23 protein-coding genes are annotated in these 24,382 nt (G+C 61.5%); 16 read left to right on the forward strand and 7 right to left on the reverse strand.

Annotation, left to right across the window (positions count from 1 at the left end; all coding sequences use genetic code 11):
* Positions 1–151: 151 nt before the first annotated feature.
* From gyrA to ET418_RS10705, 6 genes are all read left to right on the forward strand, one after another.
* Positions 152–2,713 (forward strand): DNA gyrase subunit A, encoded by a 2,562-nt coding sequence (gyrA, locus tag ET418_RS10680; protein WP_149307608.1) that lies wholly within the window; start codon positions 152–154, stop codon positions 2,711–2,713.
* 148 nt (positions 2,714–2,861) lie between these two features.
* Positions 2,862–4,445 (forward strand): HEAT repeat domain-containing protein, encoded by a 1,584-nt coding sequence (locus ET418_RS10685; RefSeq protein WP_149307609.1) that lies wholly within the window; start codon positions 2,862–2,864, stop codon positions 4,443–4,445.
* Positions 4,435–5,445: an NAD(P)H-dependent glycerol-3-phosphate dehydrogenase gene (locus ET418_RS10690; protein WP_149307610.1), complete on the forward strand. Its 1,011-nt coding sequence runs from the start codon at positions 4,435–4,437 to the stop codon at positions 5,443–5,445. Before ET418_RS10685 ends, ET418_RS10690 begins: the two co-directional genes overlap by 11 nt.
* 21 nt (positions 5,446–5,466) lie before the next feature.
* Positions 5,467–5,943: a 2-C-methyl-D-erythritol 2,4-cyclodiphosphate synthase gene (gene ispF / locus ET418_RS10695; RefSeq protein WP_149307611.1), complete on the forward strand. Its 477-nt coding sequence runs from the start codon at positions 5,467–5,469 to the stop codon at positions 5,941–5,943.
* 219 nt (positions 5,944–6,162) lie between these two features.
* On the forward strand, positions 6,163–7,260 hold the full coding sequence (mqnE, locus tag ET418_RS10700; RefSeq protein WP_149307612.1) for an aminofutalosine synthase MqnE: 1,098 nt from the start codon (positions 6,163–6,165) through the stop codon (positions 7,258–7,260).
* A 162-nt stretch (positions 7,261–7,422) separates the two neighbouring features.
* Positions 7,423–8,475: a class I SAM-dependent methyltransferase gene (locus ET418_RS10705; protein ID WP_149307613.1), complete on the forward strand. Its 1,053-nt coding sequence runs from the start codon at positions 7,423–7,425 to the stop codon at positions 8,473–8,475.
* A gap of 3 nt (positions 8,476–8,478) precedes the next feature.
* Here ET418_RS10705 and ET418_RS10710 read toward each other — a convergent pair whose 3' ends face one another.
* From ET418_RS10710 to ET418_RS10735, 6 genes are all read right to left on the reverse strand, one after another.
* Positions 8,479–8,874 carry a hypothetical protein gene (locus ET418_RS10710; RefSeq protein ID WP_149307614.1) on the reverse strand — a complete coding sequence of 132 codons (396 nt, stop codon included), beginning with the start codon at positions 8,872–8,874 and terminating at the stop codon, positions 8,479–8,481.
* Position 8,875: 1 nt separating this feature from the next.
* Positions 8,876–9,181, reverse strand: a complete 306-nt coding sequence (locus tag ET418_RS10715) for a hypothetical protein (RefSeq protein ID WP_149307615.1) — start codon at positions 9,179–9,181, stop codon at positions 8,876–8,878.
* Entirely contained in the window at positions 9,171–9,734 is a 564-nt protein-coding gene (locus ET418_RS10720) for an RNA polymerase sigma factor (RefSeq protein WP_149307616.1), read from the reverse strand. The genes ET418_RS10715 and ET418_RS10720 overlap by 11 nt, the downstream gene beginning before the upstream one ends.
* A 216-nt stretch (positions 9,735–9,950) precedes the next feature.
* Positions 9,951–10,931 carry a beta-ketoacyl-ACP synthase III gene (locus ET418_RS10725; protein ID WP_149307617.1) on the reverse strand — a complete coding sequence of 327 codons (981 nt, stop codon included), beginning with the start codon at positions 10,929–10,931 and terminating at the stop codon, positions 9,951–9,953.
* Positions 10,932–11,068: 137 nt separating this feature from the next.
* On the reverse strand, positions 11,069–11,392 hold the full coding sequence (locus tag ET418_RS10730; RefSeq protein WP_149307618.1) for a hypothetical protein: 324 nt from the start codon (positions 11,390–11,392) through the stop codon (positions 11,069–11,071).
* Positions 11,389–12,189: an inositol monophosphatase family protein gene (locus ET418_RS10735; protein WP_149307619.1), complete on the reverse strand. Its 801-nt coding sequence runs from the start codon at positions 12,187–12,189 to the stop codon at positions 11,389–11,391. The genes ET418_RS10730 and ET418_RS10735 overlap by 4 nt, the downstream gene beginning before the upstream one ends.
* Before the next feature lie 189 nt (positions 12,190–12,378).
* Between ET418_RS10735 and ET418_RS10740 the strand changes: the two genes are divergently transcribed.
* The 4 genes from ET418_RS10740 (at position 12,379) to ET418_RS10755 (ending at position 14,038) form a co-directional block, all read left to right on the forward strand.
* Positions 12,379–12,705 carry a YggT family protein gene (locus tag ET418_RS10740; RefSeq protein WP_149307620.1) on the forward strand — a complete coding sequence of 109 codons (327 nt, stop codon included), beginning with the start codon at positions 12,379–12,381 and terminating at the stop codon, positions 12,703–12,705.
* 6 nt (positions 12,706–12,711) lie between these two features.
* Positions 12,712–13,164: a DivIVA domain-containing protein gene (locus ET418_RS10745; RefSeq protein ID WP_149307621.1), complete on the forward strand. Its 453-nt coding sequence runs from the start codon at positions 12,712–12,714 to the stop codon at positions 13,162–13,164.
* Entirely contained in the window at positions 13,151–13,465 is a 315-nt protein-coding gene (locus ET418_RS10750) for a DUF167 domain-containing protein (RefSeq protein WP_149307622.1), read from the forward strand. Before ET418_RS10745 ends, ET418_RS10750 begins: the two co-directional genes overlap by 14 nt.
* Before the next feature lie 96 nt (positions 13,466–13,561).
* The gene (locus tag ET418_RS10755) at positions 13,562–14,038 is read left to right on the forward strand and encodes an FKBP-type peptidyl-prolyl cis-trans isomerase (protein ID WP_149307623.1); all 477 of its coding nucleotides are present in this window, start codon (positions 13,562–13,564) and stop codon (positions 14,036–14,038) included.
* Between the two features lie 90 nt (positions 14,039–14,128).
* Here ET418_RS10755 and ET418_RS10760 read toward each other — a convergent pair whose 3' ends face one another.
* Positions 14,129–15,568 (reverse strand): DUF3426 domain-containing protein, encoded by a 1,440-nt coding sequence (locus ET418_RS10760; protein WP_149307624.1) that lies wholly within the window; start codon positions 15,566–15,568, stop codon positions 14,129–14,131.
* Between the two features lie 265 nt (positions 15,569–15,833).
* Here ET418_RS10760 and ET418_RS10765 point away from each other — a divergent pair, with 265 nt between their 5' ends.
* The 6 genes from ET418_RS10765 to ET418_RS10785 all read left to right on the forward strand — a co-directional run bounded on the left by ET418_RS10765 (position 15,834) and on the right by ET418_RS10785 (position 24,324).
* On the forward strand, positions 15,834–17,876 hold the full coding sequence (locus ET418_RS10765) for an OmpA family protein (protein WP_149307625.1): 2,043 nt from the start codon (positions 15,834–15,836) through the stop codon (positions 17,874–17,876).
* Positions 17,877–18,005: 129 nt separating this feature from the next.
* The gene (gene cysS, locus ET418_RS10770) at positions 18,006–19,487 is read left to right on the forward strand and encodes a cysteine--tRNA ligase (RefSeq protein WP_149307626.1); all 1,482 of its coding nucleotides are present in this window, start codon (positions 18,006–18,008) and stop codon (positions 19,485–19,487) included.
* 131 nt (positions 19,488–19,618) lie between these two features.
* On the forward strand, positions 19,619–21,211 hold the full coding sequence (locus ET418_RS10775) for a sensor histidine kinase (RefSeq protein ID WP_246153028.1): 1,593 nt from the start codon (positions 19,619–19,621) through the stop codon (positions 21,209–21,211).
* Positions 21,212–21,592: a response regulator gene (locus tag ET418_RS10780; RefSeq protein WP_149307627.1), complete on the forward strand. Its 381-nt coding sequence runs from the start codon at positions 21,212–21,214 to the stop codon at positions 21,590–21,592. It begins immediately after the preceding gene.
* A 96-nt stretch (positions 21,593–21,688) separates the two neighbouring features.
* Positions 21,689–21,820, forward strand: coding sequence for a hypothetical protein (locus tag ET418_RS18545; RefSeq protein ID WP_274596131.1), 132 nt, complete (start codon positions 21,689–21,691; stop codon positions 21,818–21,820).
* Positions 21,817–24,324: a mannose-1-phosphate guanyltransferase gene (locus ET418_RS10785; protein ID WP_149307628.1), complete on the forward strand. Its 2,508-nt coding sequence runs from the start codon at positions 21,817–21,819 to the stop codon at positions 24,322–24,324. The genes ET418_RS18545 and ET418_RS10785 overlap by 4 nt, the downstream gene beginning before the upstream one ends.
* Positions 24,325–24,382: the final 58 nt, after the last annotated feature.

Here is a 24,382-nt window from a genome sequence, read left to right on the forward strand (position 1 = left end):
GCCGCACGGAAAGCTCCCCACCGTCCCCCGCATCATGAACTAGAGACAAATCGCGAATAATGTGATAGGATTCCGCTCCGGTCGAAAAAGCGTTCCCACGGCAGAAAGCGCTGAACCGTCGGGTAAATAGAAGCCACTGAAAGAGGAATCAATGATCAACGATCCCACCACGCCGCAAAACAAGATATCCGTCAACATCGAAGACGAAATGAAACGCTCCTACATGGATTACGCCATGTCGGTCATCATCGGCCGCGCGCTGCCTGACGTGCGCGACGGACTCAAGCCGGTCCACCGGCGCTGTCTGTACGCCATGTACGACATGGGCAACGAATACAACAAGCCTTACAAAAAATCGGCCCGCGTGGTCGGCGACGTTATCGGCAAGTATCACCCCCACGGCGACACGGCCGCCTATGACACCATCGTCCGCATGGCCCAGGATTTCTCGCTGCGCTACATGCTGGTCGAGGGCCAGGGCAACTTCGGTTCGGTGGACGGCGATTCCCCGGCGGCCATGCGCTACACCGAGATCCGTCTGCGCCAGCTTACCCACGAGCTCCTGGCCGACCTGGACAAAGAGACCGTCAACATGGCGCCCAACTACAACGACGAGTTGATGGAGCCGACGGTCCTGCCCTCCAAGTTCCCCAACCTGCTGGTCAACGGTTCCGCCGGCATCGCCGTCGGCATGGCCACCAACATACCGCCACACAACCTGATGGAGATCATCGACGGCATCATCGCCGTGATCCACAACCCGGAGACGAGCTTCGAGGAGCTGCTGGAGATGGTGCCCGGGCCCGATTTCCCCACCGGCGCGACCATCTACGGCCGCCAAGGGATCAGGGACGCCTACGCCACCGGCCGCGGCATCATCCAGATCCGCGCCAAGGCCCATGTGGAGGTCCAGAAAAAATCGGAACGCCAGTCGATCATCATCACCGAGATCCCCTACCAGGTCAACAAGTCCAAGCTGGTCTCCAGCATCGCCGACATGGTCAAGGAGAAGAGGATCGAGGGGATCACCGATCTCCGCGACGAGTCGGACCGCGAGGGGATGCGGATCGTCATCGAGGTCAAACGGGACGAAAACGCCGAGGTGCTGCTGAACCAGCTCTACAAACACACCCAGTTGCAGACCTCCTTCGGCATCATCATGATCGCCATCGTCCACAACCGCCCGAGGGTGCTGACCCTGCGGGAGATGATGGACTGTTTCGTCGATCACCGCCGCGAGGTGGTCACCCGCCGCACCAACTTCGAGTTGAAGAAGGCCCTGGCCCGAGCCCATATCCTGGAAGGCCTCAAGATCGCCCTGGACTGGCTGGACGCGGTCATTGAACTGATCCGCGAGTCCAAGACCCCGCCCGAGGCCAAGCAGGGGCTGATGGAGGGCCGGTTCGCCGACCCGGAATACCTGAAACGCCTCGACCTGCCCCGGCCGGCCGGCTATGAGAATGCGGTGCAGCTGAGCGATATCCAGGCCCAGGCCATCCTGGAGATGCGCCTGCAACGCCTGACCGGCTTGGAACGGGACAAGATCGTTTCCGAATACGAGGACGTGCTGGCCTTCATCACCCGCCTGCGGGAGATATTGGCTTCCGACGCCGAGATCCTCAAGATCATCGTGGCCGAGCTGACCGAGATCCGCGACAAGTTCGGCGACAAGCGCCGCTCCGAGATCGTGGACAAGACCGCCGACATCTCCCTCGAAGACACCATCGAGGATGAGGAGATGGTGGTGACCATCTCCCATACCGGCTACATCAAGCGCAGCGCCGTGGACCTGTACCGCTCGCAACGGCGCGGCGGCAAGGGCAAGACCGGCATGAAGACCAAGGAAGAGGATTTCGTCGAACAACTCTTCATCGCCTCCACCAAGGACTACCTGCTCTGCTTTACCGATGCCGGCCGCATGTACTGGCTCAAGGTCTATGAGATCCCCGAGGGAAGCCGCACCACCAAGGGCAAGGCGGTGGTCAACCTGGTGAATGTGGCCATGGACGAAAAGATCACCACCATCCTGCCGGTCAAGGAGTTCAGCGAAGACACCTTCCTGTTCATGGCCACCCGTAACGGCGTGGTCAAGAAGACGCCGCTGATCGAATACTCCAACGTGCGCAGTGGCGGCATCATCGCCGTCAAGCTGGACGACGGCGACCGCCTGATCTCCGTGGCCCTGACCGACGGCAGCAAGGATGTCTTCCTGGCATCCAAGAACGGCAAGGCCATCCGCTTCAACGAAGGTGATGCCCGCTCCATGGGGCGCGTCACCCGGGGCGTGCGCGGCATGAACCTGTCCGACGACGACCGGGTGATCGGCATGGAGATCGTGGACAACACCGCCGTCGGCTCGACCATCTTCACGGTCTGCGAAAATGGCTACGGCAAGCGCACCGACCTGGACGAGTACCGCGACCAGAGCAGGGGCGGCAAGGGGATCATCACCATCAAGACCACCGAGCGCAACGGCAGCGTGGTCAACGTCATGCAGGTAGCCGACGACAACGACCTGATGGTCATCACCGACAACGGCAAGATCCTGCGGGTTCCGGTCTCCGGCTTCTCGGTGATCGGCCGCAACACCCAGGGGGTGCGCCTGATCACCACCGAGGAGAAGGAAAAGGTCGTGGCCGTGGCCAAACTGGCCGAGAAGGAAGAGGACGATCTCGAGGACGGGACGGACGAAAGCAACGAAGAAACCGAGTAACGGCTGAACAGCATTCACCACTGAGGACACAGAGGGACACGGAGAAAAGGAAAAGGGAACGAACAAAGCGAGAACAATTCTTGTAGTAGGGAATTCCTCAGATGTTCCTCTGTTGCCTCTCTGCCCTCCGTGGTAAGATAAAAATATTATGACCAGAGCTTTGAAAATTGACAAATCCCTGCGGGAACGGCGGCGCATCATACGCCTTCTGGATTTTCTCAAACGGGACGACCTGACCGGCGACCAGATGGAGCGCATCGGCCGACGCCTGCAGAAATCGGGCAAACGCGCGCTCAACCCGCTGGTCCGCAAACTGTGGCAGGAACACAACGGCACCGCCATCTACCGCTACACCTGCATGCTGGACTTTTTTGACGCATCGGCCTGGATGGATCAGTTGATCCAGATCACCATCCAGCGCAAGGACCTGGAAGAGGACGGCAAGCTGGCCCTTCTGGACCTGCTGCACGACAGCGGCATCGACGTCACCGCCCCCCCCTTCGCATCCTTGACCGGATACGGCGCCGCATCACTGGACGGGTTCATCGACGATTGCCTCAAGGACGGCGAGCGGGGACTGGTGCGCTTCATCGACAACTTCCTGGATGTCACCGATGATTTCCGCGAACGGATGATCCACCGGTTGGCCGAACTCGACTCCCCCGACGCCGTGACCCTGCTCGAGATCCTGCTCTCCTTCGAACGGCCCGAGATCGTACGGGAGGCCATCCTGGCGCTGGGACGGATCAAGAGCGGTTGTGCGCTGGACGTGCTGACCAGGGCCGAGCGGCGCCACGAAGGCGACGTGGCCGAACTGATCCGGCGCAGCATCCGGCGGCTCTCCTTCCTGGGCATCAAGGAGCCGACGGAACTGCCGCAACCGTTCCCCATGCCGCTCCCGTTCCACGATGTCCAGGCCGGTCCCATCGACTTCTATGGCGCGCGGTCGCTCTGGTTCGCCTGGAAGCTGGACGATTCCGCCTTCGCCGCCCTGCTCATCCTGACGGGCGAGTCCGACGGGCTCCTGAACGCGGTCAGCTATCGCATGCGGGACGAGAAGGAATACAACCTCGTACTCAAGGACCTGATCAACGGCGAGATGCTGCTCCCGGTCGATCCCGGCTACGCCCTGGCCTCCCTGCGGGAAGCCCTCCACCGCAGCCGCGAACAGGGTTTCTACCTGCCGCCCGATTTTTACGTGGACATGCGCCTGTTCCGGCCCGATTCCCTCAAACCCGAGGCCTACATCCCCCGTTTCAGCCTGAACCACCTGGACGGCATCGTCGAGAAGATCCCCGGCTACGTCATGACCAGTAACGAGTTGCTGGACGACCCGAGCCTGGAAGGGTGGATCCTGTCCGAACCGGCCGTCTACGACGCCGCCGAGCGTTTCATGGCCCTGGAGGAGAAGGACGGCGTGGAGGGTGTGACGGCGGAGGCCCTGGAGGCCGAGATCAACCTGTTCTGCGACGAGATGGTCATTCCGCGTCGCGCCGAGATCATCAAGCGGTTGCTTTTGACCGCCGACTACATGCAACAGACCGGCAGCGAGGACGACGCGGTCCAGCGCACCCTGGCCACGGCCTTAAGCCTGGTGGGAGGCTTCCTGCCCGAGAGCCGCCATCCCTTTATCCGGCGCCTGGTGCTGGATAGCGTGGATACGGCCCGCCAGGCCCTGGCCGAAGGGTACGACTTGCGACTGGAGGAAGGCTATACCAACGATGAAGAGTAAAAGCGAGCAGATAGCCGTCATCGGCGGCGGGAGTTGGGGAACGGCGCTGGCCAACCGCCTGGCGGCCAACGACCACGATGTCCTCCTGTGGGCCTACGAGAAGGAGTTGGTCCGGGAGATCAACACCGCCCACACCAACTCCCTGTACCTTTCCGGCATCCCGTTGCAGCCGAAGCTGGTTGCAACCGGGGATCTCCGCGGGGCCATCGACGGCCGCGGCATCATCCTGCTGGTGACCCCCGTGCAGGTCATGCGGGGGGTACTGAAACAGATTGCCCCCGCCATCGGCGGCGGGACCGTTATCGCCAACGCCTCCAAGGGGATCGAGCTGGAGACGCTCCAGACCGTCTCCCAGATCTGCGGCCAACTGCTGCCGCCGGAAGCGGCCGAGGGTTATGTGGCCCTGTCGGGGCCGACCTTTGCCCGGGAGGTGGCCCAGGAACTCCCGTCGCTGATCGTAGCCGCATCCCGCGTCGAGGCCAACGCCCGGCGCATGCAGGCGGCCTTCAGCAGCCCCCAGTTCCGGGTCTATACCAACAACGACGTGACCGGCGTGGAGCTGGGGGGGGCGGTCAAGAACGTGATCGCCATTGCCGCCGGCATCTGCGACGGCCTCGGCTTCGGCCACAATGCCCGCGCCGCCCTGATCACCCGCGGCCTGGCGGAGATGAACCGGCTGGGGCGCGCCATGGGAGCGCAGCCGGCAACCTTCGCCGGCCTGGCCGGCATGGGCGACCTGGTCCTGACCTGCACCGGCGACCTCTCCCGCAACCGCACCGTCGGCTTCAAGCTCGGCCAGGGGATGCGGCTGGCCGACATCCTGGGGGAGATGCGCATGGTGGCTGAAGGGGTCAAGACGGCGGAATCGGTCCACCAACTCGCCCTGCGCCTGGGGGTGGAGATGCCGATCGTCGAGAAGACCTACCAGATCCTCCACGAGGACAAACCGGCCCGCGAGGCGGTCACAGAACTGATGGCGCGGGATCTGAAAGCGGAATAAACGACAGAGAGGTTTGGCTGTATGCGCATAGGGCACGGTTATGACGTCCACCGCCTGGTGGAGGGAAGAAAACTGATCATGGGGGGGGTGGAGATCCCCTGGGAGAAGGGGCTTCTGGGGCATTCCGATGCCGACGTCCTGCTGCACGCCATCGCCGACGCCATTCTGGGCGCCATCGGCGAGGGTGATATCGGCAAGCACTTCCCGGATACCGACCCGGCCTTCGAGGGGGCGGACAGCCTCAAACTGCTGGCGCACGTCATGACGGTCGCCGACCGCAGCGGCTACCGGCTCGGCAACCTGGACGCCACCATCATCGCCCAGCGGCCCAAGATGGCGCCCCACATCGCCGGGATGCGGGAGAACATCGCCCGCGTGCTCCACGCCGACCTGGGACGGATCAATGTCAAGGCCACCACCGAGGAGGGCCTCGGCTTCACCGGAACCGGCGAGGGGATCTCCGCCCACGCCGTGGCGCTGCTGGAGCGTAAAGTGTAATCCTGAATCCGTGGCGCTGACAGCCTTCGTGGCCGGAAGAGCCGGAGCCCGCACGCCGCCCGTGTCGCAGCAAGCCACTCACCACGCCGGTCCTCCATCGGACGGTCGGTTGTCTGCCTTTATGCAGAGGCAGAGGCCTCTCGGACAAACGGAGGCATGGAAGCGTCATGGATTCAGGGTAATGTCACCCCATCCGTTATCACTAGAAAAGGTTTCCCCATGAGCAGCTTTGAGAGCATAGCCGCAAAAGTCCGCGCCGACCAGCGCATCAGCGCCGATGAGGCGCTGTTCCTCTTCAACTCCAACGACCTCTTGGCCATCGGAGAACTGGCGGCCCTGGCCAACGAACGCAAGAACGGCAAAAACGTCTTCTTCAACGTCAACCGCCACATCAACCCGACCAACATCTGCGTCAACCGTTGCGCTTTCTGCGCCTTCTCCCGTACGCCGGGGGACGAGGGGGCCTATACCCTGGCCCTGGAGGACATGTGCCGCAAGGCCAAGCAGGCCGAAGAAGAAGGCGCCACCGAGGTGCATATCGTCGGCGGGCTCCACCCCGATCTCCCCTTCGAACACTACGAGCGCGTGCTGAACGCCATCCGCCAGGTCGCGCCAACCCTGCACATCAAGGCCTTTACCGCCGTGGAGATCGACTATTTCGGACGCATCTCCGGGCTGACCATCGAGCAGGTCTTCGAGCGGCTCAAGGCCGCCGGGCTCGGCTCCATGCCGGGGGGCGGCGCCGAGATCCTGGTGGAGGAGGTCCGCCAGAAGATCTGCCCGGAAAAGATCTCCGGGGCCCGCTGGCTGGAGATCATCCGCCTGGCCCACCAGGCCGGACTGAAGACCAACGCCACCATGCTCTACGGCCATGTGGAAGGGCCGGCCGACCGGGTCCGGCACATGGAACTCCTGCGGGAGTTGCAGGACCGGACCGGCGGCTTCCAGGCCTTCATCCCCCTGGCCTTCCAGCCGGAGAATTCGGACCTGAAACTGAACATCAAGGGGACCTCGGGACTGGATGACCTGAAGACCCTGGCCGTTGCCCGCATCTTCCTGGACAACTTCAAGCACATCAAGGCCTACTGGGTCATGCTGGGGGAAAAGATCGCCCAGGTCGCACTGGCCTTCGGGGTCAACGACCTGGACGGCACCGTGGTGGAGGAGAAGATCGGCCACGACGCCGGGGCCCGGAGCCCCCAGTCCCTGACCAAGGAGGGCATCATCCGCATGATCGGCAAGGCCGGCCGGACCCCCGTGGAACGGGACACCCTGTACCGACCGCTCAACAGCTATCCTAAAGACGGTCATTATTAACCACAAAGGCACAAAGAGCACAAAGGATTCACAGGGTTGGCGACGAGAAGGTATTCACCCAAAAAGTAAGTCCAGCCAATTACGAAATTATCATATAACCAACTGAAGCCATTCTTTGTGTTCTTTGTGTCTTTGTGGTGGACTGTTTTTATAGGATTATTGATGCTCCATTTTACCCCGTCCCTTGACCCCGGGGTTGCCGATTGCCGTCTCGAAAGGCTCATCCCGTCCCAGCTCGACCCCGTCCCTATCCAGCCCGACCTGGAGCGGCTCCGGCGTATGTCCGCTGCCTGTGCCGCATTCTGTCCGCCCCCCTGGCCTGCCCCCGGCCTCTGCCCGACCCCCGAAATCCACTACCAGAGCGAACTCTGGTTCCCCCTGGCCTTTGTGCGGCCGATCTTTAACCGCTTCCAGCGGGCCGCCCTCAGCTGCCCGACGCCGCCTGCCGCCGGGGTTTTCCGCGACGCGCTCAGTTGGGCCGGCGTGGCGTCTCTCCTGCCGCCGCTCCTCTCCGCCTGCACGACCCCGGCCCGTCTGCTGCAACGGCTGGTGGCAGATAGTGAGGCGCGCAGGAACTACCTTTTCTGGTCCGGCATGCCGAAACGGTTCTACGGGGGGGCCATGGAGCGCTACCCGGAGCAGACCGCCGTCATCCGGCGCTGGCTGGAACGGCGCCCGGCAGGGGAACAACCGGTGCGCTGCCTGGATGCCGCCTGCGGCGACGGCGCCGCTACCTATGGCCTGGCGCGGCTGTTACTTGAGCACGGCGTGACGCCGGGGGGCTTTCGGGTTGAGGGGTGGACCGTCGATCCGTTGGAGGTGTGGGCCGCGGCCCATGCCGCCTGTCCCCACGACCCGATGCGGCAGGGCGCCTTCCGGGAGTGGGCGGCACCGGTATTCGCCGGCGGCGCGGAGCGGCACCTCTCCTTCCGGCAGGCCGACCTCCTGGCCCTGCCCCCGGAGCGGCAGCGCTTCGAACTCATCCTCTGCAACGGGCTCCTGGGGGGGCCGATCATCAACCAACCGGGGGAGATCAGGGAGGTCGTGGAGAACCTGGCGCACCTGCTCGCGCCGGGCGGGGTTCTGCTGGCGGCGGACAGTTTCCACGGGGGGTGGAAACAGAAATGCCCGCACCATGAAGTGCAGGCATTGTTTACCTCGGCAGGGCTTGCCCCGTTTGCAGCCGGCGGGGGGGTCGGCGGCTTGAAACGGTAGTGTTCAATTGCGGTTCCGTTCGCCCTTCTGGTTCTTGCGCGCCTCCCAATCGGCGACGAGCTTTAGGAACTTTTCCCGCTGGTCCGGCCGCAACACCGCCTCTATGCGCCCTTGCCCCCTCGTGAGCAGGGCCTCGATTTGGGGACGAATCTGTTTTTTCAGCGCGCCGATCCCCTCATGGGTTTCATGGGTGATGGCCTTGACCTGCTCCTGCTGGCTGCTGTCCAGGCCAAGCATCTTGGTGAGCCGCTCTACGACGACCTCTTCCCGTATCTTGTGAGTGCCGATGACGGATTGTTCAAAATGGGCTTTCTGAACCAGATAGGTGACCACAGCCCCACCCGCGGCACCGAGGAGGAACACCACCAGGATTCCCGCTATCGCCTTGAAATTCTTCATATCATTCCCCCGTCAGGATGTTCTGCGCCAGATACTCTTCCTGACTGGAACTGATGGCCGCAAACAGGTCGCCGGAGGGCGACGGCCCGAAGTTGGTGCCGTACACCGCGATGACGGCCACCAGAACGGCGAACAGCGGCACCATGCGCCACATCACCGCATACCACGGGATGACCTCCCTGCGCCGCTCCCCTAACCTGGCCATCAGCCTGGTTTCGAAATGATCTTCCAGGGCGGAGGTGTCCACCGGTACGGTACGCGCCGCCGCAAAAAGCCGGTCCAATCTTTCATCCGCGTTATGGTTCATTGCTTTCCTCCAGTACCCGCTTCAACACCTGACGCGCCCGATGGGCACGAACCTTCACGTTTGTTTCGCTCCATCCCGTCAATACCGAAATTTCCCGTACCGAATGCCCCTCCAACTCCAGCAGGGTGATGACGATCCGCTCTTCCGCCTTGAGGCGTGTGAACGCCCACTTCAGAAGATCACGGGCCTCGCGCGCCTCGTGACGCGCCTCGGCGGCAGCGTCCCGCACCTCGAACACATAGTCGTCGAAACCGCTTTGCCCCTTTTCGCGCCGCCGGCGGCGGAGCGCATCGTGGCTGGCCCGCACGGCAATGCGCGTCAACCAGTGCTCAAAGGGGGCGTCGTGCCGGAACGACGCCAGGTTTTCAAAGGCCTTGATGAATACCTCCTGGCAAATGTCTTCCAACTCGTCGTTGTCACGGGCAAAACGCGCGGCCAGTCCGAAGATGCGCCGCTTGTAGCGGGTGACCAACAGTGCATAGGCCCCATCGTCGCCCGCAAGGGTGGCGCTGATCAGGCTCTCGTCGGAATGCTGCTCTGGCACATTGGTCACAATTGTCGAAATATTCCTGGTCATTGCACGCGGTACGATACGAAGTTGTATGGGAAATCCCTTTTCGCACCATCCCGGCTCGGCTGTGCCCGTTTTCTGCACATTAGACGGCCGGGACAGCTAAAAGGTTACACCATGGGGCCAAATAAGCAAAGCCACCAGAACGCGGTGGCTTTGCTCGATGGGGGTGACGTCAGACGCTCTGCGCGGTCGACATCAGAACCTGATCAGCAGGCCGCCCCAGGAGAGGCCGCCGCCAAAGCCCATGGTCAGGACCAGATTGCCCGGCTTGATGGTGCCGTTGCGCAGGTTTTCGTCGAGCACCAGGGCCACCGAGGCGGCCGAGGTATTGCCGCACCGGTCCAGATTCAGGAGAAAACGTTCCTTGGGATAGCCGCATTTCTTGGCGATGAAATCGATCATGCGCACGTTGGCCTGGTGCGGGATGATATAGTCGATATCCGAGACCTGGATGCCGCCCCTCTTGCAGATCTCCACGATAATCTCGGGGATCACCTCGGTGGCGAAGATATAGACCTGTTTGCCGGCCATCTTGAAGGTATTCTCGTGGGCGGCGATGGTCTCGGCGGTGACCGGTTTGCGCGAACCGGAGGAGGGAACCTGGATCAGTGGCCAGCCGCTGCCGTCGCTGCGCATGTAGGTGCAGAGCACCCCCTTGTCCTCTTCGGTGGCCCTCAGGATCGCCGCCCCGGCGCCATCGCCGAACAACGGGCAGGAGGACTTGTCCTCGAAATCGAGGATCTTGGAGTAGGTGTCCGCGCCGATGGCCATCACCGTCTTGTACTTGCCGCACTTGATGAAATTATCGGCCACTTCCAGGGCATAGACAAAACTGCTGCACACCGAATTGACATCAAAGGCGAAGGCATTGGTGGCGCCGATGTTGTGCTGGACGATACAGGCCGTTGCGGGCAGGATCATGTCCGGCGTCGAGGTGCCCACTACAAGACAGTCTATCTCGGAGGCGTCGATACCGGCCGCCTCCAGGGCCTGCCGTGCGGCAATGGTCGCCAGGTCGGAGGTCGCCTGATCCTCTCGGGCGAACCGGCGCTCACGGATGCCGGTGCGGGAAAACACCCATTCGTCGGCGTTCGGCACCAGATCCTCGAAAAACTCGTTTTTAACCACCCGTTCCGGTGAATACGCCCCGCTGCCGATGACCTGCGCATGAATCATGTTATCCCCGATGTCGCACGTGCCGTGCATTTGCTCTCGTAATAAGTAAATATTCTTGAATTTCTCACAAAATAACGTTGTTTGTCAATCGGAATGTTGTATAAACGACACACTCAGGAAACAGGGGCATCACGCAATCATTCCCCGACGCGGCAGCGCAGGACATCGGCAATGGAAAAGGCCCACACCAAGGCAAACGCGACCAATAATCCCTTTCCGAAACCGGAGACCCCCTTCAAGGCCGTCATGGCCTCGCGGGGCGAGACCGTAACCGCACCGGCGGTCACCTTGGCGGCGATCACCGGCCCGAGCCCCTTCAACACCACGAACAACGCCAAGAGCAGGAGCAGGTTGAGCACCATGATGATGGCGATGCCCGCCACTTTGCGGCCGAGGTAGAGTTGCCCCAAGCCGGGCAGGACAAGGGCGGAGAGCAGCAGTGCGGTCCGTTTGCGCGTCATGGGGCGGTCCCCGCAGCCGACGCGGCGAGCAGGGCCGTCATGTCGTCGTGGATCAAACCGTTGCTGGCCAGGATGCGGTCATTGAAGACGTCATAGGCCGAGCCGTCGAAGGTGGTCACCATCCCCCCGGCTTCGCGGACCAGCAGGACCCCGGCGGCCACGTCCCACGGTTTGAGCTTCAGTTCCCAGAAACCGTCCAGACGGCCGGCGGCGACAAAGGCCAGGTCCAGAGCGGCGGCGCCGGCCCGGCGGATGCCGCGGGCCGCCTTCTGGAAGGCGACGAAGCTGGCGAAGTTGTTGGCCGGATCGGTGGCGCAGTCATAGGGAAAACCGGTGCCCAGCAGGGTGTTCTTGAGGGGAGCGTTGGCGGAAACCCGTAAACGGCGGCCGTTCATGTAGGCACCGCCCCCCTTTGCGGCCGTGAAGAGTTCGTTGGACAGGGGGTTATAGATCACGCCCGCCGCCAGCTCCCCCTCCACCTCCACTGCGATGGAAACGCAGAACCAGGGGAAGCCGTGGGCGTAGTTGGTCGTACCGTCCAGGGGATCGATGATCCAGCGGAACCGGGAGTCCCCCGGCGGATACTCCCCCTCTTCCGCAATAATGGTGTGGCCCGGAAAACGGACCAGGAGGTGTTCCACGATCAGCCGTTCAGACTCCCGATCCACCTCGGTCACCAGGTTCTTGTCACCCTTCAGGTCGATCTCCAGACGGGACGCGAAACGGTGGCGCTGGAAACTTCCCGCCGCCAGGGCCGCCGTCACGGCGCTCTCAAGGTATTCCCGGTACTCATTCATCGTCACACCTCGCCATAAAAAGAAGGCGGCCTGGATGCGCCGCCTTTACCGGAGCTGTTTATACCAGACTCACAGCCCCCTGACAAGCATCTGTCTTTCTGCTTTGACATTACACGTACTTTAAGGCATATTCTAGCCCGTTTATCTTCTAAAATAATGCCGACCGGGCACCATACGGAGCGATCAGACGTGGTACTCTTTGCAAACATACTCCTGGCCCTGGCCAAGATCGTGGAACTGGGCAACGGCCTTTTGACCATCTACAAGTACATCCTGCTGGCCAGTGTGATCATCTCGTGGGTGAATGCCGATCCCTACAACCCGATCGTCAACTTCATCTACCGCGTCACCGACCCGCTCCTGCGCCGGATCAGACGCCACATGCCCGACACCGGCATGCTCGATCTGTCACCCTTGGTGGCCTTTGCCCTGATCTACGTACTGCAGATCGTGGTATTGGATACCGCCTACCAGTACCTCATGACGGCCAGCATGTCACTCAAATTGAGAGGTTAACCAGCGATGAAGATCACCCCGCTCGATATCCAGCAGCAGCAGTTCAAAGGCAAGATGCTGGGAGGCCTGGACCCGGAAGATGTGGACGCCTTCCTGCAATCCGTCGCCTCGGAAATGGAAAACCTGCTCCGCGAAAATAACGAACTGAAAGAGCAGCAGGCCCGTCATAACCGGGAGATGGCCGAGATGGGCGAGAAGGAGAAGGACCTCCGCGAAACCATGCTGGCCGCCCAGCGGATCACCGAGGAGATGAAGGCCAATGCCCAGAAAGAGGCGTCGCTGCTCATTTCCGAAGCCGAACTCAGGGCCGAACGGATCGTGATGGATGCCGAACGGCAGTTGGGCGATCTCAAGGCCCGCATCGAAGAGGTCCGCCGCCAGAAAGTCCAGTTCGAGATCAGCCTCAAAGCCCTTCTGGACAGCTACGCCCGTCAACTCTCCGGCGATGAGCAAAGCTGACCCGCCCCTCTGTGCTGATACGGACGGAGGCATCATCCTTACCCTTCACATCCAGCCACGGGCATCCAAGAACGAGGTGTGCGGCATCCAGGACAATGCCCTGAAGATCCGCCTGACCTCGCCGCCGGTGGATGGCGCAGCCAACAAGCTGTGCCGGGAATTTCTGGCCGAACGTTTTGATGTCGCCAGATCGGCGGTGGAGATCGTCTCGGGAGAAACCTCGCGGCACAAGCGCGTCAAAATCTGCGGCAAGGATCCCGCATTACTGAGAAGAACGCTGGAAGCGTTGATCACCCCGTAACGCTGACCAAACAATACGTATCGGCCCTTACGGATTATGCCTGTTCCCCACCTATCTGTCAGATGGCTGAATTAAACAACGAAAGGAAAGACACACATGGCACAGGCAAAAAACGGCGACAAGGTTCGCGTGCACTATACCGGCACGCTTGAGGATGGCTCCATATTCGACAGTTCGGAAAAGGGTGCCGACGAATGCAGCGACGATTCGTGCGGATGCGGCGGCCAGGCCGGCGCACCGATGGAATTCGTCATCGGCGAGGGGCACCTGATCCCAAAATTCGAAGCAGCCGTAATCGGCCTTGAACCGGGCCAGAGGGTTCAGGTTTCCATAGCCTCCGAGGAGGCCTATGGCCCCCGCGCCGAAGAGATGGTAGCCGTGATCGAACGGAGCGAGATTCCGGGCGACATCAACCCGGAACCGGGCCAGCAGATGGAGGTCATCCTCCAGGACGGTTCGGCAATGCCGGTCATGGTAACCGAGGTGACCGACACCACCGTCACCCTCGATGCCAATCATCCGCTGGCCGGGCAGGATCTGACCTTCGACATCAAACTGGTGGAGATACTCTAACGGTTCCGGGGCAAGCACCTCGCCGAAAAACAGAAGGGCCGCGGAATTGCTCCACGGCCCTTTTTCTTTCATCCCGCCACGCGGTGAGCGCTAGGGCTGTTTTCCCGTAGCCACCGTGGAACCGGCCGTCTGCACACCGTAGTCCCTCGCATCCGCTGGCGGCTTGGCGATCACGATCACAAAGGGGATCGTTTTCCCCGGCTGCACCTCCAGATTGTCCAGTGAATCGCCGAACTGGTTGGCCATGGCGGCCTCTATCTTGTCCAGCGGCATACCGGCCAACTGTTCCCTGGTCAAGGGATTTCCGCAGAAGGCGCTCTTGCTTGCCAGCACCTGTCCATTCGGACCGTAGATCATCCCCTTGACCTGGATGGCGGCCCGCGGCCCACCGAATTCGTTGACCGCCTCACCGCTGATCACGACGAGCTCACCGGCGGCGCTGTTCTTGACAAAAGCGGCGTTTATTCCGCGTACCGAAATCCGCCCGCTCTCCTTTGCCACCTTCTCCACGCCGAACATCGAGTACCCGGCATAGCCCAACAGCGCCACAACAGCCACGACGAGCGCGGCGGCCACCCCCATAAAGACGGGGCTCTGCTTGCGGCGCGAGGAGATGGAAAGCGGCGGCAGCTCTTCCTGCTGTGTGGTAAAGAAGGCCGCGGCGTCAGGCCCCTCCCCGACGTCGGAGCCCTTTTTTTCCTGCGCTTCCGCCAGGGGGGCAAAGAGCAATTCCTGGGCGGGCTTGAGTTCCTCGGGGTTGACGTGCTGCACGGCTACGGAGGTCAACTCGTCGCCGAAGTCGATTTCCCCCAGGCTGAAGGGCTCGTCGGCCTGGGCCGCAGCGATACCGCTCACCGCCCTTTCCCCTCCCGGCGCCTCTTCAGACGCCCCCAGGGAATCGGCAAACGCATCGGCCGAAAAATCGAAGGAGATCGGTTCGGCAGGCTCTTCGGGCACAGGGGCTGCGACCGCATCGCCGAACAGATTTTCATCGCCGAAGTCGAAACCGGCAGCATCCGGGGCGGGGGCCGCGGGATGACGGCCTTCTCCGCTGAAATCCGGGGCCGGCGATGCACTCACCGGCTCCTTGGCTGCTGCAACATCGCCGAAATCGAAATCGGAGAAATCTGCCTCGTTGGCGGGAGCCGGGGCTTCCTCATGGCCTGTAGAAGCACCCGGCGTCTCATCGGAAAAGGAAAAGCCGAAATCAGCCTCCCCCGTCGGAGCCGGGGGCGGCTCTATCGCCGGCGAAGCGAATGAAACGTCATCACCCAGACTCCCTGCGGCAAACGAATGGCTCGACAGCGCCTCACACTGGGCAACGGCGTCATGAGCCGGAGCGTCATCCGGGCCAGGCGCAGACGGCAGCCCAAAGCCGGCCGGGGTTTCGCCCGGGGACTCCAGATCCTGCTGCTTCGTGACGGTGAATACGTGCCGGCACTTGGCACAGCGGACCTTGACGCCCTTGTCCTTGATCTTGGCATCATCGAGCCTGAATTTTGTGGAGCACTGTTCACACTGGATAATCATCTGCGACTCCCCGCTGAATAAGTGGTGGCACAGTACTTAAACACTTGAACCTTCTATGGTCTATATCAAAAAGGGGTAGCGGTGTCAAATTCTTAAAGAGCAGTTCATGCGTCGTTTGAACCATGCAGGTAATCAGCGGGGATCTGCTCCACCCGTTTTTTCAATTGACAACCGGCCCGCGTGAAATGGTGGTTTTGGTTGAAAGTAGGTGGCTATACGTAGTATATGGTAACAGTTTAAATCTCTGATGTGGACGGAGAAATCGTTGCGCAGGTTCATCGTATCCATACTCCTCGGCACCGTGATCATGTCCGCACACAGGGATTGCCTGGCTGCCGTGGATTTCCGCGCTCCACGCCAAGCCGCCGCCGTCACGCCTTCGGTCTCCCTCACCCCGGTTGCCGGCATGCTCGTGTTCGACGGCCACAGCAACCTGGAGGCGAGTCCCAGCTACGGCCTCCGCCTGGGATACGACATCATCGGCCGCAACGCCATCGACAGCCTGGGGGTCGAAGCCGGGCTCGACGTGGCCATGACCCGCCTGAAATCGAATAAAAGCGCCGTCAATGCCTATCTCCTGCGCACCGAGGCGCTCTATTCCCTGCTGCCCCGGGAGCGGTTCGTCCCCTCTTTTGCCATCGGCGTCGGCGGCATGTACGTGGATGGCGGCGGCAGCCCCTCGTCTGCAAACGCATTTTTCGACTACGGCGCCAGCGTCAAATACTTCCTCAAGGATTATCTGGCGCTGCGGATGGACCTGCGCCACCTCTTCGTGTACCGGGACATGGCCGCCCGCAGCAACTTTGAGGCGTCCCTCGGCCTGTCATTCCTCCTGGGCTATGACAAGTCGCTGAAACGGGTGCCGCCGGTCGATTCCGACAAAGACGGGGTACCGGACTACCTGGACAAATGCCCGGATACCCCCAAGGGGGTCAAGGTGGACCGGGACGGCTGCCCGGTGGACAGCGACGGCGACGGCGTGCCCGACTATCTCGACAAATGCCCCGGAACGCCGCCAGGGGTCAAGGTCGACAAGGACGGCTGCCCGCTTGACAGTGATGGCGACGGGGTGCCCGACTATCTGGACAAATGTCCCGGAACAGCGGCAGACGTCAAGGTCGACAAGGATGGTTGCCCGGCCAAAACGACGGAACAGGCTGAAAGCGCCGCCCCCGCACCGGCCGTGCAAGCTCCGGCAGAGGCGATAACCGGAGAGAAAACAACGACCAACCTCGCGGCACCTGCCGTCGCAACACCTGCCGTCGCGCCGCCGGCCGCCGCCGTTCCCCGGAAGGGACCGCAGCCCGCCCCTGGGGCCGCCATGACGGATTGCATCGCCAAGCTCAATGGCGTAACCCTGCTGGATTCCGATTGCGACGGGGTCCCCAACTATCTCGACAAATGCCCCGGAACCCCCTGGGGGGTCCCGGTAGACAAGGATGGCTGCCCGCTGGGGAGCACCACTGCGGCGCCCACGGCTCCGGCAGTTGCCGCTCCGCCCCCCCCTTCCCCGACGGTTGCTTCCCCGACGGTTGCTGCTCCCGTGGTTGTTCCTCCGACGGTTACTGCTCCCGTGGTTACTGCTCCCATGGTTGCTGCTCCGGTGGTTGCCGCTCCGACGATTGCCGCTCCAGAGGTTGCTGCTCCGGTTCCTCCCGCTGAGCTTCCTCCTGCTGCGGTAGTTGCCGCTCCGACGGCTCCGGCGCCGCGACCGGCCATGGCGCCCGTACGGTCGACACCCCCCGTGGCTGCCGCCCCCATAGCGTCGGCACCTCAAAAACCGGGACCGGGGCCCGAGCCCCCTGAGGCGACGCCCATACTGATCGAGGTGCCCATCAAACCGTTCCTGCCGCGAAAAGGCATGTCCAGCGCAGGCTATTTTACCGCAGCTACCGACAGCTGCCCCGCGACCCCCGACAGCAGGATCGTTTACGACGAAAAACCGCTGATGAAACTTGTCATCACCTTCAGGGTGGACAAGGCCGACATCAACCCCAAATATTACTCGAAGTTCAAGGCGATTTACGAATTCATGAAGAAGAATCCCCAGGTATCCGCCCATGTGGAAGGGCATGCCGATTACACGGGACCGTTCGATTACAATATGACCCTTTCCCGCGTCAGAGCCGTCAACATCAAGAACCAGATACTGCACAACGGCGACATCGATCCGGAAAGGATCAGCATCAACGCCTATGGCTGTTCCATCCCCGTCGCCAGCAACAGGACGGCCGAGGGACGCCGCAAGAACCGGCGGGGCGTGACCGTGATAACTCTCACGGCACAGGGCCCCACCGTGGTGAAGTAACCTTTTTCCGCGGCATCGGCCCGGGAGTCCCGGTCGGATGCGACAGGGGGCGATACCGCGCCGCCTCGTCAGGCCGATAGATAACAAGCACCGCAGAAGCACAACAAATCTTTTTATGGGAGCCGCACCATGGCACTGCGCGTCTACAACACCCTTTCCGGTGAAAAGGAAGTTTTCATACCGCTCATACCCGGCAGGGCCGGGATGTACGTCTGCGGAGTAACGGTCTACGACTACTGCCACATCGGCCACGCGCGGGCCAACGTGGTCTTTGACGTGATCTACCGCTACCTGGGGTACGCAGGTTACGATGTCACCTATGTGCGCAACTACACCGACATCGACGACAAGATCATCAACCGGGCCAACCGGGAAGGGGTGGACTACCGCACCATCAGCGACCGCTACATCCAGGCATTCGACGAAGACATGGAGCGTCTGGGGCTGGCCAAGCCGACGGTGGAGCCCAAGGCCACCGACCACATCGGCGGCATCATTGCCATCATCGAGGCCCTGATCGCCAAGGGACACGCCTATGAGTCTGAGGGGGACGTGTATTATGCCGTGGAGACCTTCCCCGACTACCTCAAGCTTTCCAAGCGCAACCTGGACGAGATGAAGGCCGGGGCGCGGGTGGAGGTGGGGGATAAAAAACGCCACCCCATGGATTTCGCCCTCTGGAAGGATTCCAAGCCCGGGGAACCGTGGTGGCAGTCGCCGTGGGGCAAGGGGCGCCCCGGCTGGCATATCGAGTGCTCGGCCATGAGCATGGAGTTCCTGGGCATGACCTTCGATTTTCACGGCGGCGGCAAAGACCTGATCTTCCCCCATCACGAAAACGAGATTGCCCAATCCGAGGCGGCCAATGGCTGCCAGTTCGTCCGCTATTGGCTGCACAACGGCTTTGTCAACATCAACTCGGAGAAGATGAGCAAGTCCCTGGGCAACTTTTTCACCATCCGCCAGGTGCTGGAGAAGTTCGACCCGGAGACCCTGCGCTTCTTCATCCTCTCGGCCCATTACCGCTCGCCGATCGACTTCTCCGATCAGAATCTGGACGAGGCCCAGGCGGGCCTGGAACGGATCTATTCCTTTCTGGCGGCCCTGGACGACATCCTGCTTGAGAACCCCGCCCCTCCCGAACTGTCGGCGGGAGAGTCGCCGGCCGGTGCCGGGCAGGAGTTGCAGGACAAACTGGAAAACCTTATCCCCCGTTTCTGCGAAGCCATGGATGACGACTTCAACACCGCCCAGGCTCTGGGCGTGCTGTTCGATGTCGTGCGCGCCGGCAACCGGTTCCTGGCGGAGATGGGTGACCCCGACCCGGCCGGCCTGTCGCTCATTGCCCGGACGCGCGATCGTTTTGCCGAAGTGGGGCAGGTATTGGGCCTGTTCGGTAGCCGTCCGGCGGCGTGGCTGGAAGGGATCAAGAGTTCCAAGGCAGACCAGATCAACATCTCCCCGGCGGAGATCGAGGGGCTGATCGTAGAGCGGGCCGAGGCCCGCAAAGCCAAAAATTTCAAACGAAGCGACGAGATTCGCGACCTGCTGCTGGAAAAAGGGGTGCAATTGCTCGATTCCGCCCAGGGGACCACATGGAAAATACGGTAGGCAACGCCACGAATTTATCCGTCATGACTTGAAGCCCGTTCATCTCCTGGTATAATTAACTACGCTTTATCTTGAACGCCTTGGCATAAACGAGGAACCGCGTGGATTGGGAGTGCTGCTGGGACAGAGATGTGGTTGCATTGGGTGATTGCCCGAACATCCACGAAGGCGATGAAGACCTGCTGGAATCCCCGCGGCGGCGTATCCTGGAGAAATGCTGCGACTGCCCCAACTTCAGGCGCGACCTGGAACGTTTTCAGAGCAGCGGTCACCCCTTGGGGCCGGTTTTTTCCCTGATCCACGACGAATACCGCCGCCAGAAGATCCATATCCAGTCCCTGCTCAGCTTCCTGGACAGCAAGAGCCTCGAAATCCGCTTCTTCCACGAACTGGGTTCCGTCCTGCAGAGTTCCGTAGACCTGGAGGAGGTGCTGTCGGTGGCCCTGACAGCCATCACCGCCGGAAGGGGTTTCGGCATGAACCGGGCTTTCCTGCTGATGACCGACCACAAGCGGGACCATCTCCAGGGATACCTGGCCATCGGACCGCGCAACTTCGAAGAGGCCCACCAGGTCTGGGACGAGATAAGCCACAACGACATGGACCTGCAGACATTGGCCCAGAGCTTCCGCAAAAACAAGCTCTCCGCCGAGCGGGCCAAATTCCACGACATCCTGGAACAGATCTCGGTTCCGCTCTCCAACACCACCCATATCCTCATCAAGGCCCTGGACGGGAAACAGCCGATCCTGATCGAGGATGCCTACCACCACCCCGACGTGGACCCGGATTTCGCCCGTTTGCTGGGGGTGGATACCTTTTTGCTCATGCCGCTCGTCTCCCGCAATCGCCGGGTGGGCATGATCATCGCCGACAACTGCATCACCCATCGCCGCATCACCGCGGAAGACATGCATTCCCTTGAGACCTTCACCTTTCCCGTGGCCTTCGCCATCGAGCGGGCCTCCCTCTACGAACGGCTCCAGGAGGAACTCAACCGGGTCACGGAGGCCCATACCAAGCTGCAGGAGCAGCAGGAGTTGATCGTCAGGATGGAAAAGATGGCCCTCGTCGGCCGGATCACCTCCAGCATCGCCCATTCCATCCGCAACCCCCTGATGGTCATCGGCGGGTTTGCCCGTTCCATATTGAAAAACACACCTGACGGCGATCCCAAGCGCAACTTCATCGAATCCATCGTCGGCGAGGCCCGCCAACTGGAGGGGGTCCTGGATGAAATCCTCAACTACTCCGACTCCCTCTACCCGACCAGGGACTTCTGGGACGTGAACCAACTGGTGGAGACCGCGCTCCGCGAATCGGCCGCTGCGTTGCGTACCCGGGACTACGAGAGCACGTTCTCGGCAGGAAGCGAACTGCCGCTGGCCTATATCGATTTCAAGCAGGTGTCCTACTGCCTGCGCACCATTCTCCAATGTGACCTGAACGGCACCGGGCGCCCGCGGGCCATGGACATCGATACCCATCGGGAAGCAGATGCCGTCATCATCCGTATCCGGGACCACGGCCGGTATCTCACCCAGGAGGAGTTGGATACCATCATGATGCCGTTTTCATCCACCCAGGAGATGGGGGCCAACCTGGGGCTGGCCCTGTGCAAGACCATACTGGAGAAGCAGGGAATCCCTCTGAATGCCCAATCAGTGTCCGAAGACGGCATTTTTTTCACGATTGCACTTCCCATCCGGAAGGAGGATCAGTAAATGAGCAGGTTACTTGTGGTGGATGACGAGGCCAACATCCGGCTTTTGTACGCCGAAGAGCTGGCGGACGAGGGGTATGAGGTGGTGACGGCGGCCGGGACCGCCGAGGCGGTCGAAAAGCTCCAGGAGGGTGCCTTCGACCTGGCGGTGCTGGACATAAAGCTCAAGAACGAGAGCGGCATCGACCTGCTGCAGAAGCTGGTCAAGGAGCGCCACGACATGCCGGTCATCCTCTGTTCGGCCTTCTCCTGCTACAAGGACGACTTCTCCGCGTGGCTGGCGGACGGCTACGTGGTAAAATCCGGAGACCTGAGCGAGTTGAAGCAGGAGATCGCCCGGGTCCTGGCCAAGAAGGCCCAACGGCAGAAGGCCGGCCTGTAATACCGATTTCTGATCAAGGATGAAATCGGGACGGCGCGGTCGTGCCGTCAGCACGTTGAGGAGCCGAAGACGAGCCACCGGAGATAGCGCCTTGATGTGGAATCGGTATACAATCCCCTCCTGTGCAGCGGGGAGGGGCAGGCAGGTTCGTTCATGAATGCCCGCACCGGCCATCTCGGCACAAAGGGGTACGAGATCATTATTTCACGCAAGGAGCCCACCGTATGAAAGCCGTCATCATGGCCGGCGGATTCGGAACCCGTATCCAGCCGCTCACCAGCAGCATTCCGAAGCCGATGATCCCCCTCTTCAACCGCCCGATCATGCTGCATATCGTGGAATTGCTCAAAAAACACGATATCACCGACTTGGTGATGCTGCTCTACCATCAACCGTTCGTCATCAAAAACTTCTTCCGCGACGGTGCCGATTTCGGGGTCAAGATCACCTATGTGACCCCCCTGCAGGATATGGGCACGGCCGGGGCGGTCAAGGCGGCCGAGAAGTACCTGGACGAGCGTTTCCTGGTCATCAGCGGCGACCTGCTGACGGACTTCAACCTCACGAAGGTCATCGATTTCCACGTCGACAGCAGGGCAAAGGCCACCATCACCCTCACCTCGGTCAAAGATCCGCTCCAGTTCGGGGTGGTCATCACCGACAAGGAAAAGCGCATCACCCAGTTTCTGGAAAAGCCGGGGTGGGGCGAGGTCATCTCCGATACCATCAACACCGGCATCTACGTGTTGGAGCCGGAGATCCTGGCAAGCATCCCCGACGGGGAAAACTTCGACTTTTCCCAGGACCTCTTCCCGGCCATGCTGAAGAACAGGGAGGCCCTGTTCGGCTATCCGGCCAAAGGGTACTGGCGCGACATCGGCAACACCGACTCCTACCGCGAGGCCTATCACGACATCTTCAAGGGCAGGATCAACCTGAAAATCGACGAGCCCAAGCAGGATTTCCTGGGCAAGGACCTGCGCATCGGCGCCGACGTGACCCTGGAGTACCCCACCGGCCTCGAAGGGACGGTGGTCATCGGCGACAACACCCAGATCCTGGGCGATGTGCGGATCAAGGATTCGGTCATCGGCCGCAACTGCACCATCGAGGCCGGGGTCAAGCTCAACCGCTGCGTGCTCTGGGACAACTCCTACGTCAAGAAGGGGGCCAGGATCACCGACAGTGTGGTCTGCTCCAATGTTCGCGTCGGTCAGGGGGCCGTACTGGAGGAGGGGGTCATCGTTGCCGATGAAACCTCCATCGGCGACGAGGCGGTCATCAAGAGCGACGTCAAGATCTGGCCGCGCAAGATGATCGAGGCCGGCGCCACCGTCACCGCCAACCTGATCTGGGGCGAGAAGTGGAAGAAGACACTCTTCGAAGGGGCCATGATCAAAGGCCTCTCCAACGTGGAACTGACACCCGAATTCGTGGCAAAACTGGGCTGTGCCTACGGCACGACCCTGCCCAAGGGGAGCTACGTCCTGGGGGGGCGCGATTGCAACCTCTCCTCGCGCATGCTCAAGCGCTGCTTCGTGGGGGGCATCCTCTCGGCGGGGGTCAATGTGCGCGACATGAAGATGACCCCCCTGCCGATCCTGCGCTACAAGCTGAAGACCTTCGGCGAGGTAGGGGGATTCTACCTGCGCCAGGCGCTGGATGACCCGGCCGCCCTGGAGATCGTCTTCCTGGACGGGGACGGCCTGGATTTTTCCAGCGGCATGGCCAAGAACGTGGAACGCATCTACTACAAGGAGAACTTCCGCCGCGCCCACCACAGCGAGCCGGGCGCCATCATCGAAATCAACAACGTGGTCGAGTTCTACCGCGAGGGTTTCCTGCGGGCCATCGACAAGGAGGCGCTCAAAAAGGCGGCCTGGACCGTGGTGGTGGATTTCAACTTCGCGCCTGCCAGCCAGATTCTGCCCCTGATCCTCAACGAACTGGGGTGCAACGTGATCGCCCTGAACGCCTATGTGGACGAGGGACGCGGCAGTAAAAAGGCCCTGGATAAACATGCAGGCTTGAAACAACTCTCCAAGATCGTCGCCTCGCTGGGGGCCCAGGCCGGATTCTGGCTCGACCCCACCGCCGAGGCTCTCGTCCTTTTGGACGAGAGCGGCCGCATCTTCGACGGTGTGGAGTTGCTCTCCCTGGTGACCGCGCTCTTTCTAAAGACCGGCCAGAAAGGGGTCATCGCCGTACCGGTACACGCCCCCTCCACCATTGAACAGATGGCCAACCAGAAGCGCTGCCAGGTCACCCGCACCAAAAGCAGCGACCGGGCCATGCTGGAGGTGGCCAGTTCCTCCGAAGTCATCCTGGCCGGCACCACTGACGGCCGTTTTGCCTTTCCCCGTTTCCAGGCATCCTTCGACGGCATGTTCGCCATCGCCAAACTGGTGGAACTGGGCGCCGCCAGCGCCATCCCCTTCTCCAGCGCCCTTGCGGAAGTGCCGGCGAGCGTTTTCCTTCAGACCAGCGTGCCCTGCGCCTGGGAGATGAAGGGGGGCATCATGCGCAAGATGAGCGAAGACAGCCTGGACAAGGAAGCGACCTTCATCGACGGCATAAAGGTGCACTTCGGCGACGAGTGGGTGCTGGTGCTGCCGGACCAGCACACCCCCTACGCCCACATCGTGGCCGAAGCCAAGGACCAGAAAGCCGCCCAGAGGCTGTTGTCGGAATATCAGAAGAAGGTGGAGGGGTGGAAGAGGGAGTTGGAATGACACCCTTCCAGGCTGTTGAAAAAAAACCAGGTTGTTTAAAAATAGTCAGATCGTCGCA

It is taken from the genome of Oryzomonas rubra, assembly GCF_008369015.1.
GTDB classification, from domain to species: Bacteria; Desulfobacterota; Desulfuromonadia; order Geobacterales; family Pseudopelobacteraceae; genus Oryzomonas; species Oryzomonas japonica.

What these genes read in the sequence shown, in the direction of transcription:
- cysS (WP_149307626.1), top strand. Translation starts at nt 18,006, where the DNA reads ATGGCACTGCGCGTCTACAACACCCTTTCCGGTGAAAAGGAAGTTTTC.
- ET418_RS10745 (WP_149307621.1), top strand. Translation starts at nt 12,712, where the DNA reads ATGAAGATCACCCCGCTCGATATCCAGCAGCAGCAGTTCAAAGGCAAG.
- ET418_RS10750 (WP_149307622.1), top strand. Translation starts at nt 13,151, where the DNA reads ATGAGCAAAGCTGACCCGCCCCTCTGTGCTGATACGGACGGAGGCATC.
- ET418_RS10730 (WP_149307618.1), bottom strand. Translation starts at nt 11,392, where the DNA reads ATGACGCGCAAACGGACCGCACTGCTGCTCTCCGCCCTTGTCCTGCCC.
- ET418_RS10685 (WP_149307609.1), top strand. Translation starts at nt 2,862, where the DNA reads ATGACCAGAGCTTTGAAAATTGACAAATCCCTGCGGGAACGGCGGCGC.
- ET418_RS10780 (WP_149307627.1), top strand. Translation starts at nt 21,212, where the DNA reads ATGAGCAGGTTACTTGTGGTGGATGACGAGGCCAACATCCGGCTTTTG.
- ET418_RS10690 (WP_149307610.1), top strand. Translation starts at nt 4,435, where the DNA reads ATGAAGAGTAAAAGCGAGCAGATAGCCGTCATCGGCGGCGGGAGTTGG.
- ET418_RS10705 (WP_149307613.1), top strand. Translation starts at nt 7,423, where the DNA reads ATGCTCCATTTTACCCCGTCCCTTGACCCCGGGGTTGCCGATTGCCGT.
- ET418_RS10725 (WP_149307617.1), bottom strand. Translation starts at nt 10,931, where the DNA reads ATGATTCATGCGCAGGTCATCGGCAGCGGGGCGTATTCACCGGAACGG.
- ET418_RS10715 (WP_149307615.1), bottom strand. Translation starts at nt 9,181, where the DNA reads ATGAACCATAACGCGGATGAAAGATTGGACCGGCTTTTTGCGGCGGCG.
- ET418_RS10735 (WP_149307619.1), bottom strand. Translation starts at nt 12,189, where the DNA reads ATGAATGAGTACCGGGAATACCTTGAGAGCGCCGTGACGGCGGCCCTG.
- ET418_RS10785 (WP_149307628.1), top strand. Translation starts at nt 21,817, where the DNA reads ATGAAAGCCGTCATCATGGCCGGCGGATTCGGAACCCGTATCCAGCCG.
- mqnE (WP_149307612.1), top strand. Translation starts at nt 6,163, where the DNA reads ATGAGCAGCTTTGAGAGCATAGCCGCAAAAGTCCGCGCCGACCAGCGC.
- ET418_RS10760 (WP_149307624.1), bottom strand. Translation starts at nt 15,568, where the DNA reads ATGATTATCCAGTGTGAACAGTGCTCCACAAAATTCAGGCTCGATGAT.
- ET418_RS10710 (WP_149307614.1), bottom strand. Translation starts at nt 8,874, where the DNA reads ATGAAGAATTTCAAGGCGATAGCGGGAATCCTGGTGGTGTTCCTCCTC.
- gyrA (WP_149307608.1), top strand. Translation starts at nt 152, where the DNA reads ATGATCAACGATCCCACCACGCCGCAAAACAAGATATCCGTCAACATC.
- ET418_RS10755 (WP_149307623.1), top strand. Translation starts at nt 13,562, where the DNA reads ATGGCACAGGCAAAAAACGGCGACAAGGTTCGCGTGCACTATACCGGC.
- ispF (WP_149307611.1), top strand. Translation starts at nt 5,467, where the DNA reads ATGCGCATAGGGCACGGTTATGACGTCCACCGCCTGGTGGAGGGAAGA.